The sequence below is a fragment of the Acinetobacter sp. AG3 genome, from assembly GCF_022343575.1.
Classification (GTDB): Bacteria; Pseudomonadota; Gammaproteobacteria; order Pseudomonadales; family Moraxellaceae; genus Acinetobacter; species Acinetobacter guillouiae.
Map to the genome: position 1 here is coordinate 4,522,192 of NZ_JAKQZD010000001.1, position 11,427 is coordinate 4,533,618.

Consider the following 11,427-nt stretch of genomic DNA (forward strand, 5'->3'; position numbering starts at 1 on the left):
TCTTGAAATTCATTGTCAGTCCATCAATTTAGAACAATATACTGAGGATTATAAATTCATCAAATTCCATCCAGAAGAATGGAAAGGAGAGACACATGAACAAAGTACTCATTGGTCTAACTATTGCAGCGGCGCTCACCATCACAGGTTGTGCGACAACACCAAGCAAACCACGTACCTTTGACCAACTTGGGCAATACACTACGGTTCCACTTAACGATCATAGCTATCGCATCAGCTTCCAAGGCAATAGCAATATGAGTTTTGGGACAGCTGAAGAAATTAATCTTGTTAAAGCCGCACAAACCACGCTTTTAAATGGATTTACGTACTTCAAGGTTTTAGATGACCCAAGTAATCGCACTCAGCAACCGCCTCGTAAAGCGGTAGTTTACCCATCATCAAACTACTATCCATATGGCTGGGGCTATCGTCGTCATCCAGTGTTCTGGAATGACCCATTTTATGATATGCCACAAGTGGTGACCATTGACCCTGTGCAAATTTCCTATACGATAGAATGTTATAAAGATAAAAAATCATCACCGAATGATGCATTTGACGCTCGTCTGATTTTGCAATCTTTAGGACAAAAATATGGTGTTAGTCCGACAGGACAAGTACTGCAACCACAGCCTGATGCGGTAACATCAACGAAATAAAAATGCAGAAATCGATTTAGGAAAATGAATGAGCGGAATTGAACAAAGTGAAGTTCTCAATGAAATTCCAAACTTAGATCGAAGCAAACGCTTTGCGACCATCGCCTTGGTGGTGGCTGTTGTCGCATGGTTTGCTTTGATCATTTCCGCCAAACTGATGCCTGAGTATGCTTGGTTTATTCATATTCTCATGCTGGGTGCTGAAGCTGGCGTGGTCGGTGGCTTAGCCGATTGGTATGCGATTACCGTGTTGTTTCGTAATCCCTTTGGGAAAATTCCCATTCCTAAATTCCTCAAAGATCACACCGAAATCATTCCACGTAATAAAGCACGTATTGCGGAATCGATGGGTAAATTTGTCCAAGAAAATTTTCTCTCCCCACAAATTGTTGAACGTAGTTTAAAAAGTATTGATCTTAGTTTTGCTGTGGGTCAATGGCTGGCCAATCCTAAAAATAACGGTCAAGTGGTGGATGTGATTCAGCAAACGGTTCCAAAAATTTTCGAATTTGTCGGGCAAGACCAAATTGGACGCTTTATTCAAAACAACAGTGTGCAATGGGTTCGAAATACTCGAATGAACCAATTGGCAAGTGAAATGCTGCGTGCAGTTTTAGAAAATGATTTCCATCAAGATGTATTACAACGTGGACTGGATATTGCTCATGAATGGATGATGACCCATCCTGAAAAAACCCGTGAAATTACCCAAACTATGTTTAAAGAACTTGGTGTTTCACGCCTTGCCAAAGGTGCCAGCTGGATTGGGATTGATGTTGAGCAACGCACCATTGATTCAGTAATTGAAAAAGTGGAATCCATGCTTGCTGATCAGGAGCATCCTATTCGTCAAAAAATTGAAGAAGCTGCACATGAGCTTATGTTGCAATTGGCAGATAACAATAGTCATGCCAGCATAAGTTTAAATGAAACCAAGAACGCCCTTTTAGACAGCGAACCCGTACTCAACTTTATTACTGGTGCTGTGGTGATTTTATGTGATGCGGTTAAATCTGACTTGCTTAAAGCAGACTCGGGTATTGCCATGAATTTACGTATCGCCATTCAACAGCTTGGTGAAAACTTGATGCAAAATCAGTCTGTACGTGAATTACTGAATGATCGAATCAGCGGAATTGCCATCAATTTAAGTGACCAATATAGTGAGAAAGTGATTAAGTTTATTAGTCAACGTATCCATGAATGGGACTCTACCGAAATGATCGCCAAGATTGAAAATGAGGTAGGCGGTGATTTACATATGATCCGTGTTAATGGTGTTGTGGTGGGTGCATTTATTGGTCTAAGTTTAGGTGTGATTCGTGCTGTGATTGATTTTGCGATTTAAGAATATAAAAATTGGATAATTTATACTTTCTAATTAATATCGTAGAATATTCTTGAAATAATAAATGTGGCACGTAAAAAATGGATCCGAACTTTCTGCTTAATTAAGCAAAGCGCTCCAATCCATCATAGTATATTATTTTTCAGTCGTTCACTAAATTGCATACATCATCTTTTGTTGTCTGCAATATAAGACTAAAATCATTAGTAGAACCTCCTGAACCAGTACTCATTGAATAAAGAGCATAAGTCGGCTTTTTACCATTTGCTGTTAGTAAATATACTTTTTTAAAGTTTGAACCGCTTGCACTATCATCTCGACAAATCATTTTACTATTAACACCAACATTCTTTAGAGATTGTATTGGATTAAAATCACAATTTGTATATTCAACTCCAAAGCATTGACCAGAATCGATGATATCAATGTTTGGTAAGTTAGGATGAAACTGGATCTCTGTTATACCAAATTTAGCTATACTACCTATGTAAATCACTGACCACGGTAACTCATACTTTCTATCCTGTAAATAAGTCGTCTGAACCCCAATTACATGAGATCTAAAAACCCCTTTGCGTACTGACTCTATAGACCCGTCATAAAGTCGTTGCTCAAGGTAAGGCTTATGAAGCCAAATTATAGATTGATCATTAGATTTATAATCCCAATCTATTCGAGAAACATTCGAGTTCGGTAAAAAACTCTTAATTACGAATCCAATTTCCTGCATTTTTAATTTTTCTAAACCAGAATGGGTCATAGGTAGTTTATCTAAAGCAAATATCTGACTAGAAAAAATAAGCACCCAAAAAAATAAATAAATTTTATTCATTTTTAACCTAAATAATATTAAAAAACCTAAAGAATATTAGAAGTCAAGTTATATTAACGCTTAAAATTATATAATAAATTTTATTGAATTTCTTCCATTTAAAATTATTGAATCCCAACAAAAACTCAAACCATTTTTATGGAAAATTGCGTTACTTAAACTCTGCCATCCGAAATAAATTTAAACAATATAAATTAACACTCCTTTTAAATGATTAATTACTTCTTAATCAATCGCATAATTGATGGTCACGACAACACGCGCAATTTTATTAATGGTGGCTTTGTCATAAGCACCGCCATAATCGCTATCATCATCAGAACCACTTTCAGGTAAAATATAAAACGCACCCTGACTTGCAGAACGCATCGCACCGACTTTTACCCCACCGACTTTTGCAAACTCATTGGCACGGCTATGCGCATTTTTAGTTGCATTGGCAATCAATGACATTTTTATTTCTTCTAGATTCGACACCAAATACTGTGGTTTTTGCTCGATGGAGATGCCTTTTTCATCTAATAAATACGCATCTTTTGCGGCTTTCTCAATCTTTTGAATATCACGACTATTTATCACTAGCGATTGCATCGCAGTATAGCCTCTAAACTCGCGGGTAAATTTTCCCTCGCCTTGATTCACTTCTTCATAATAGGGTTGAGAACTTTTATTGCCCAGTTTCATTTCTGTTGCCTTAAACCCGTGCTCAACAAAGAAATCTTGTAGTGCTTTTACTTCTTGATCTAACAATTGATAGGCCGCTGAAACACTGTCTGAAGCACGACTGGTTTGCAGATGAATCTCCCAGCGCGCTAGATCTGCTTGTATGGGTTTTTCAGCCAACCCTTTGACCACTATTGAATTTTTTTCACCATTAAACTGCTTAAGTGCATAGCCCATGACACTTGCTGAGATAATGAATCCTAAACTTAGAATGAGTGCAAAGACCCATAAAGTTTTATATGTGATTGATTTATTTTCCATTATTTTAGTATCGCTAAAATTATTATAAATAAGTTATAGTAAGGATCCTACAACAAGTCAACCCACTTTGCCCCTATAAACAATATTGCTTTATGGTTTGCATTGCTGATAAAGATTAATAACGCCTTATAAAAATCAAAATAATTCATCTAATCATTATATGAAATTTACATGATCTGATTCAGCGCTTAAAATCACTGCTAAAGTGCGTTTAAGCCATCTAAAATTGCTCTGAAACGCATGAATGAAATTTCAGTTTTGACCTTATGGCCTTAAACTTGTGGGCTTAAAAATAACAAGTCTAGTAACCATCTTACCGGTAATTTTACTTCTCACTCTTTTGTAGTTCTATTTAGTTAATCTTACGCATCATGCTCGGTGATATACCATAATGTTTTCTAAATTCACGTGAGAATTTCGACATATCATCAAATCCACATTGATAGGCAATTTGATTAATTTTATGCGTATGTTCATTGGTCTGTATCAACATCTTCTTGGCTAATTGCAGACGACTTTGCATCACATAACGGCCAAATGTGGTTTCATTCTGTTGAAAAAGTTTACTGATATATCGCGAACTAATACGAAGATCTTGAGCAATATCATGAATACTAAGCCCACTATTGTCTAAGTGCTCCAGAATTAAATGCTTGACCTGTACGAGCATGCTGTGGCTACTGGATCGAGGCGTTTTGTCTTTGATCTGATCAAGAACCACATAACGGAGTAAATCAAAAAATTTATGCAGTACCACCTGCTGAAGTTCTGTTGAAGCCTGCTCAGGGAACCAAAATAAATCATGAGCGTAATTTAATAATAAAATTTTCAGTGGATGCCCATCACCAAAAGCATGACCACACAACTGATCAGGTCGCCCAAAATACTGTTGAAATTGTTCACGAGGGAACATGAGCACTAGTTGATTGAATTGTCCATTCAAATACAAATCATACGGCTGCTGGGTATCATGAAAAATAAATTGCCCTTTGCTGAGGCATTGTTCACGACCATGATACTGAACACCCATTTGGCCTTCTATCAGGAAGATAAATAAAATCTCATCATGATGACTATGTCTGATATTGGAGGCATGCCGTTCAACATGTTGACCATAGCCTTTGATTTCAACCAGTTGAATATTGCCTATATGTTTTGCAGACAAAGCACCAAAAAAGCCATCCTGCACAGAAACATTACAGGTTAATGGTACAAATACTTGACTAATCGCATCCTGCCAATAGTCACGTTGCAGCTTATTTTTGACACGCCTTGTGTCATAGTTAAACATCATTGTCTCTCTTATTCTTAGACGCTTATACAATAAAGCTAATCCGTTTAGCATAATTTGTAAACCTTCAACTCAGCACCCCCTAATTTTGAGATCAAGCAAAATTTATCTCTTTTAAATTTGGAATCATTATTAGGATTTTTAGTTCCGTATAGATCTATTTTTTGTGCCTGCTCAGCATACCCCCTGATCAATCTTTGGCTTTATAACCAAAAGTGCAATATTGCTTAGTTATTGAGAAAGGATTACTCATGAAAACTTCAATTAAAGTCGCTTGTGTACAAGCGGTTCCTGCATTTCTCGACTTACAAGGAAGCGTAGACAAAACCATCAAAATTATTGCCGAAGCAGCAGAAAAAGGGGTTGAACTTATCGCATTTCCAGAGACTTGGATTCCTGGTTACCCATGGTTTTTATGGTTAGATTCTCCCGCTGCAAATATGCCATGGGTATATCAATACCATCTCAACTCACTTGAGCTTAACAGTGACCAAGCCAAACAAATTGCGGATGCTGCAAAAAAACATAATATGCATGTGGTTTTAGGCTTGAGTGAGCGTGATCATGGCAGTCTGTATATTTCCCAATGGATTATTGATCATCATGGGGAAACCATCGCTGTACGTCGAAAATTAAAAGCCACCCATGTAGAGCGCACCTTATTTGGTGAAGGTGATGGTAGTTCTCTGCAAGTCTATGACACTGCACTTGGTCGCATTGGGGCGCTGTGCTGCTGGGAACATTTACAGCCCTTAAACCGTTATGCAATGTATTCGCAGCACGAACAAATCCATATCGCAGCATGGCCTAGTTTTAGCTTATATACTGATATGACTGCCGCACTCGGCGCAGAAGTCAACAATGCTGCTTCACGTCTGTATGCAGCTGAAGGACAATGTTTTGTGCTTGCATCTTGTGCGATGGTTTCTCAGGAAATGATTGACGCTTTATGTACAGATGAAACAAAGAAACAGTTACTAAAAACTGGTGGTGGTGCATCACGAATTTATGGCCCTGATGGTGGTGATCTTGTCACTCCACTTGCCGAAGATGAAGAAGGCCTGTTAATCGCTGACATTGATCTTAATCATATTATTTTTGCCAAAAATGCTGCAGATCCTGTTGGGCATTATTCTCGTCCAGATGTTTTTCAGTTGGTCTTTAATGCTCAACATAAACCCAACGTGATTTATTCAGCACCCGCTGTACGTTCCTCTATAGAGCCAACAAATGTAGATGTGACAGCAGAATTGGAGGTTGAAGGAGAATAAGTGAGGATTTGCTATTTTTGGTTGTGAAGGCGAACTCAATCTTGGTCAATTTTTAATTAAAGGAAGGGTCTATAAGAGCCTTTCTTTAATAGATGATCTTATGTGAAATGTTAAAAAAATGCTTCTCTAAAATAGAATCAAAAATCAATATTGAAACACTTCTACTCTTTCCTCTCCTATTTTGAAGCCTATCACTAACAAATTTGGTTAAAAATTATACTCTCAAGTCTTATTTTATGATACATTAGTGTATATACAAATTTGAATGTTTTATATGAAACAATCTTTTGAATGGGATGAGGTTAAAAATCAAAAGAATCAACGTAAACATGGTATTTCCTTTGAAGTTGCAACGTTAGTCTTTGATGACCCTCTACGAATTGAACAGCAGGAAAGGTTTGTTGATGGTGAAGAACGTTGGCAAACTATAGGTATGATTCATGGTGTATTGCTTGTATTGGTTGCCCATACCATTAGGCTAGAAGATGACACTGAAATCATTCGTTTAATCAGTGCTAGAGATGCCACTAAAGCGGAGATTAGAAAATATGAGCATGGTTAGATATACAAAAGAAGAACTTAATGAAAAGTTCAAAGACAAACGTGAAGCAGAAATCCAACGTTTAGTTGCAAGAGGCAAAATCTCTGATGAACAAATAGACCTTTCTGATATTCCTGAAATTACTGACTGGAGTAATGCTGCCCGTCATGGGAAGTTTTATCGCCCAGTGAAACAACAAACCTCTATTCGTCTAGATGCAGATGTTCTTGCATGGTTTAAAGCACAAGGGAAAGGCTATCAAACACGTATGAATGAGATTCTTCGTGATGCGATGCTAAAAGAGTTAAAGAATCATCAATAAATATTTTAAATCGGTATTTTTGAAAGTGATGTAATGATCGAATTTATGAGATAGCATGACTTTAAGTGATCGATATAGTGAAATAGCTAGTAAATCTTTAGATTATTTATAATTAGTATTAATACGAAAAGTCTGACAGAGTGTCGGACTTTTTATTGTCTATAATTTTAGATTTTGATTAAAAAAGCGTGGAACGTGAAAAATCAAACAAAAGCCGTTCCAGTGCACTGAATTCTGGAACGGCTTTTGCTAAGATATTAATGCGAAAAGGAAAACTTTAAGTATTTCGTATAAGCTGTATTATGTTAATTTTAGGGAATATTAGTTATACAAAACTTTTAAATACCTAGAGTCTCAAGTGCATTTTTTTCATTTTTTATTGAATGATATTGTTGCATGCCTAATTCAATTTCTTCTTCTGACATTGATGCCATTAAAATCTCATAGTCATTAATACTACTTTGACCAGCAGCAGATTGTTGATATTTTGCATTAAAAAAAGCTAACCTATATAAAACAAATGCAATTTTCTTATTTACTAATACACCTTTTCCATGAGCATAAAGATTTGCTAATGCTCCCATAGCTTCAGGAACTTTCGGTGCAGCTAGACGTAACCAATGTAATGCTTTTCCAAAATCTTCTTTTAAATGGCCAACTCCACAATATTGAAGCCCTATCATAGATTGTGATTCAGGGTGTCCAAGTTCTGCACCTGTAAGAAACCAAGCTACAGCTTCTAAAGCATCCTCTTGATTACCAAATGTGAATGGTGCCATTTTAATAAGCCGATTATTGTAAATTATTCCAAGATTAAAGCAGGCTTTTGCACTATCAAACTCAGCAGCTTTTTTATACCATTCAATAGCTTGATCTAAATTTTGATCTACTCCCAATCCATGTTGGAAAAAGTAACCAATCATAAGTAAGCCTTGAGCATTTTTTTGCGCGGCAGCTTTTCTATACCAAAACAATGCTTCTGCATGATCCTTTGTAAGACCAGGATCTCGAAAATACAAATCTCCCATTTTAATCTGAGCATCAGCATCACCATTTAAAGCTAGTGATTTCCAAATTTCGTTAGCTAAGGCAATGTTTCCATTATCAAATGCTTGAATTCCATTTTCATATAAAATACGATTATTCATTTTATTTAACTTTCCTCATTTAGTATAAAGTTATAGTGATTATCAAATCCTCATTTACAGCATCTTATATTTTTTCATTATTTTGAATAGCAATGTAGCTAAAATGATTTTAGCCCCATTTAACATAATGGGCGTTATGCGAAGTCAAACATTACCCTCATTATCAATATAATAGGAGCTATAAAGCCAAAATCCCAACTTAACTCCCCCAATATATTTTGTAATAAAAAATTACATTCATCTAAAAATCTAACCTTATCTTCCTTGAATACCCATCGCCCCCTAACCAATAGATTACTTAATCCTATTCAGCTCCTTAAAACGACCTGCTAAACTGCCACCAATGCATTTATAAAATCAGTCTGGTCATGATCGAAATCCACTCCAAACTTCCTGCACAAGGCGTCACCATTTTTAGCATCATGACCGCTATGGCACATCGTCTTAACGCCCTTAACTTGTCACAAGGTTTTCCAGACTTTGATGCACCACCAGCGTTACTACAAGCACTGAGCCAAGCTACATTGGACGGTTTTAACCAATACGCAGCTGGCGATGGTTTATTAGCGCTAAGAGAACAACTGGCTCAACTGTTTTTAAAACGGGATCAATTACAACTCGATCCCATAACCGAAATCACCATCACCCCGGGGGCAACGATCGGGATTTTTAGCGTAATACAAGCCATCATCCACCAAGATGATGAAGTGATTATTTTTGATCCAAGCTATGATAGTTATGCTCCGAGCGTGCAATTGGTCGGTGGTAAAGCCATTCATATCCCACTCAATGCGCCTGAGTTTTCTGTAGATTGGAATCAAGTCAAATCTGCGATTACAGATAAAACCCGTATGGTCATTGTAAATACTCCACACAATCCAACTGGGGCGATTTGGTCTAAACAAGACTGGCTAAATTTAATTGAACTGATTCAAGATAAAAATATTATTGTGCTTTCAGACGAAGTCTATGAACATCTAATTTTTGACGGCGAAAAACATTATTCGGCATTGTCATTTCCAGAACTCAGAGATCGTAGTTTTGTAGTCGGTTCTTTTGGTAAAACCTTTCATGTCACGGGTTGGAAAACAGGTTATTGCATTGCGACACCAGAGCTCATGAAAGTATTTCGTCAAATTTATCAATTTGCCAACTTCTGTGGGGTAGCCCCCGTGCAAATGGCACTTGCCAATTTTATGCAACAGCATCCTGAACATATTGACGGGCTATCAAGCTTTTATCAGCAAAAGCGTGACCTATTTATTTCAGGTATTGCGGATTCAAAATTCAGTTTAATTCCCTCTCAAGGCACATTCTTTCAAAATGTTGACTACAGCCAAATTCGCCCAGATTTAAATGATGTTGAGATGTGTAAATTCTTAGCGGAAGAACATAAAATTGTGGCGATTCCAGTTTCTGTTTTTTATAAGCAAGCTCCTGAAAACTTACGTTTAGTACGTTTTTGTTTTGCTAAAAAGGAGCAAACTTTGATTCAGGCCTGTGAAATTTTAAATCAAATTTAATCCCAACCCATACAGATCATCTCTGTAAAATTAAAGCCTGAGTTACTCAAATACGCAGGCTTTTTACCCAGCGTTTGTTATATTATCAATAAGATAAAGACACTCGAAATAGACAGTAGAATAAAAGATGCCAGCTCGTCCCGATATGCTTCACCAACCCAAATTCTGGAAGGTTTTTTTAATCTTCCTTGGCCCACTGATTCTAACCAATATTCTGCAAAATCTGTCTGGAACAATTAATACCATTTTTGTTGGACAGATGCTCGGTGTAGAAGCGATTGCCGCAATTTCGGTATTTTTCCCGATTCTATTTTTATTGCTGGCTTTTGTGATTGGTCTATCTACAGGTGCAACTGTTTTGGTTGGACAAGCGTGGGGCGCCAAAGATATCGAAAAAGTGCGTACCATTGTTGGCGCATTGTTATTTATGACCCTGATTGGTGGATCAATCATTGCCTTTTTAGGGGTGTTTTTTGCCAAAGAAATTCTATTGCTTTTGGGTATAGATCCCAAAATCATGCATCTTGCACTGCCCTATGTTCAATGGATGTTAATGAGTAGCCCTTTTCTATTCATCTATATCACCTACACCTCTATTTTACGTGGTGTGGGTGATAGTACTACACCCTTGATGGCCTCAAGTCTGACGATCATTGTGGGCGTCATTGTAACCCCAGCCTTGATTGGCGGTTACTTTGGTCTACCTAAGCTTGGCATTATTGCTCCAGCGATTGCCAGTGGCTTAGGCTTTATTTCGACCTTAACTTTCCTCTATATCTATTTGAATAAAAAAGATCATGCTTTAAGACCAGATTCAGCGTTAATCCAACATATCCGCTATCACCCACAATTTAGTCGCAGTATTTTGCGCTTGGGTGTGCCGACAGGTATTCAAATGGTGACCAACTCGGTCGCAGGTCTGGTGGTGATTGGACTGGTTAACCAACATGGTGCACATGCGACAGCGGCCTATGGCGCCGTCAACCAAGTGCTCAACTATATCCAATTCCCTGCTTTGTCAATTGCCATTGCGGGTTCCATCTTCGCCGCTCAAGCGATTGGTGCTGGGAAATCTGAGCTGTTGGCAAAAGTGACGCGAACGGCGCTGCTGAGTAATATTGTGATTACAGGTTCATTGGTACTCTTGGCCTATATTTGTTCAAAATATTTGATGGCGTTGTTTATTACAGATCCATCAGTGATTGAATTGGGTCAACAATTACTATTTATCGTGCTGTGGTCGATTATATTTTTTGGTGCAAGTGCAATTTTTGCCTCAATCATGCGGGCCAGCGGAACTGTAACTGTTCCTATGATTTTTAATATTTTATCCATTCTGCTCATTGAAGTTCCATGTGCTTATTTATTTAGCCAGTGGTTTGGTTTACAAGGCATTTGGTATGCGCTTGCACTGACCTTTTTCAGTCTATGTCTTATGCAAGGTTTGTATTATCAATTTGTTTGGAAAAAGAAAACCATTGAGATTTTAATTTAAATGAATGGAT

The 11,427-nt window shown here is 37.4% G+C and carries 11 protein-coding genes; 7 read left to right on the forward strand and 4 right to left on the reverse strand.

Annotated elements, in window-relative coordinates; translation table 11 throughout:
• Window positions 1-95: 95 nt before the first annotated feature.
• Together L3V46_RS21095 and L3V46_RS21100 are read left to right on the forward strand one after the other, a co-directional pair.
• Window positions 96-662, forward strand: a complete 567-nt coding sequence (locus L3V46_RS21095) for a hypothetical protein (protein ID WP_004718687.1) — start codon at window positions 96-98, stop codon at window positions 660-662.
• 28 nt (window positions 663-690) lie between these two features.
• Complete coding sequence (locus L3V46_RS21100) at window positions 691-2,010, forward strand: DUF445 domain-containing protein (RefSeq protein WP_004718689.1); 1,320 nt, start codon at window positions 691-693, stop codon at window positions 2,008-2,010.
• A gap of 142 nt (window positions 2,011-2,152) precedes the next feature.
• Here the strand turns inward: L3V46_RS21100 and L3V46_RS21105 are convergent, their stop codons facing one another.
• The 3 genes from L3V46_RS21105 to L3V46_RS21115 form a co-directional block, all read right to left on the reverse strand.
• On the reverse strand, window positions 2,153-2,842 hold the full coding sequence (locus tag L3V46_RS21105) for a hypothetical protein (protein ID WP_239046675.1): 690 nt from the start codon (window positions 2,840-2,842) through the stop codon (window positions 2,153-2,155).
• Between the two features lie 225 nt (window positions 2,843-3,067).
• Window positions 3,068-3,826 (reverse strand): SIMPL domain-containing protein, encoded by a 759-nt coding sequence (locus L3V46_RS21110; RefSeq protein WP_004718693.1) that lies wholly within the window; start codon window positions 3,824-3,826, stop codon window positions 3,068-3,070.
• Between the two features lie 352 nt (window positions 3,827-4,178).
• Window positions 4,179-5,120, reverse strand: a complete 942-nt coding sequence (locus L3V46_RS21115; RefSeq protein WP_004718695.1) for an AraC family transcriptional regulator — start codon at window positions 5,118-5,120, stop codon at window positions 4,179-4,181.
• A 248-nt stretch (window positions 5,121-5,368) separates the two neighbouring features.
• Between L3V46_RS21115 and L3V46_RS21120 the strand changes: the two genes are divergently transcribed.
• From L3V46_RS21120 to L3V46_RS21130, 3 genes are all read left to right on the forward strand, one after another.
• Complete coding sequence (locus L3V46_RS21120) at window positions 5,369-6,388, forward strand: carbon-nitrogen hydrolase family protein (protein WP_239046676.1); 1,020 nt, start codon at window positions 5,369-5,371, stop codon at window positions 6,386-6,388.
• Between the two features lie 274 nt (window positions 6,389-6,662).
• A complete protein-coding gene (locus L3V46_RS21125) occupies window positions 6,663-6,950 on the forward strand; it encodes a BrnT family toxin (protein WP_239046677.1) in 288 nt (95 codons plus the stop codon).
• Window positions 6,937-7,251 carry a BrnA antitoxin family protein gene (locus L3V46_RS21130; RefSeq protein ID WP_151802410.1) on the forward strand — a complete coding sequence of 105 codons (315 nt, stop codon included), beginning with the start codon at window positions 6,937-6,939 and terminating at the stop codon, window positions 7,249-7,251. Before L3V46_RS21125 ends, L3V46_RS21130 begins: the two co-directional genes overlap by 14 nt.
• A 338-nt stretch (window positions 7,252-7,589) precedes the next feature.
• On the opposite strand, the gene L3V46_RS21135 is transcribed toward L3V46_RS21130, so the two are convergent.
• On the reverse strand, window positions 7,590-8,399 hold the full coding sequence (locus L3V46_RS21135) for a tetratricopeptide repeat protein (RefSeq protein WP_239046678.1): 810 nt from the start codon (window positions 8,397-8,399) through the stop codon (window positions 7,590-7,592).
• A 368-nt stretch (window positions 8,400-8,767) separates the two neighbouring features.
• Here L3V46_RS21135 and L3V46_RS21140 point away from each other — a divergent pair, with 368 nt between their 5' ends.
• Together L3V46_RS21140 and L3V46_RS21145 are read left to right on the forward strand one after the other, a co-directional pair.
• Window positions 8,768-9,922: a methionine aminotransferase gene (locus L3V46_RS21140; protein WP_239046679.1), complete on the forward strand. Its 1,155-nt coding sequence runs from the start codon at window positions 8,768-8,770 to the stop codon at window positions 9,920-9,922.
• 127 nt (window positions 9,923-10,049) lie between these two features.
• Window positions 10,050-11,417, forward strand: coding sequence for an MATE family efflux transporter (locus L3V46_RS21145; protein ID WP_154130178.1), 1,368 nt, complete (start codon window positions 10,050-10,052; stop codon window positions 11,415-11,417).
• Window positions 11,418-11,427: the final 10 nt, after the last annotated feature.

Coding starts and splice junctions, on each gene's coding strand:
- L3V46_RS21095 (WP_004718687.1), top strand. CDS start 96: ATGAACAAAGTACTCATTGGTCTAACTATTGCAGCGGCGCTCACCATC.
- L3V46_RS21100 (WP_004718689.1), top strand. CDS start 691: ATGAGCGGAATTGAACAAAGTGAAGTTCTCAATGAAATTCCAAACTTA.
- L3V46_RS21105 (WP_239046675.1), bottom strand. CDS start 2,842: ATGAATAAAATTTATTTATTTTTTTGGGTGCTTATTTTTTCTAGTCAG.
- L3V46_RS21110 (WP_004718693.1), bottom strand. CDS start 3,826: ATGGAAAATAAATCAATCACATATAAAACTTTATGGGTCTTTGCACTC.
- L3V46_RS21115 (WP_004718695.1), bottom strand. CDS start 5,120: ATGATGTTTAACTATGACACAAGGCGTGTCAAAAATAAGCTGCAACGT.
- L3V46_RS21120 (WP_239046676.1), top strand. CDS start 5,369: ATGAAAACTTCAATTAAAGTCGCTTGTGTACAAGCGGTTCCTGCATTT.
- L3V46_RS21125 (WP_239046677.1), top strand. CDS start 6,663: ATGAAACAATCTTTTGAATGGGATGAGGTTAAAAATCAAAAGAATCAA.
- L3V46_RS21130 (WP_151802410.1), top strand. CDS start 6,937: ATGAGCATGGTTAGATATACAAAAGAAGAACTTAATGAAAAGTTCAAA.
- L3V46_RS21135 (WP_239046678.1), bottom strand. CDS start 8,399: ATGAATAATCGTATTTTATATGAAAATGGAATTCAAGCATTTGATAAT.
- L3V46_RS21140 (WP_239046679.1), top strand. CDS start 8,768: ATGATCGAAATCCACTCCAAACTTCCTGCACAAGGCGTCACCATTTTT.
- L3V46_RS21145 (WP_154130178.1), top strand. CDS start 10,050: ATGCCAGCTCGTCCCGATATGCTTCACCAACCCAAATTCTGGAAGGTT.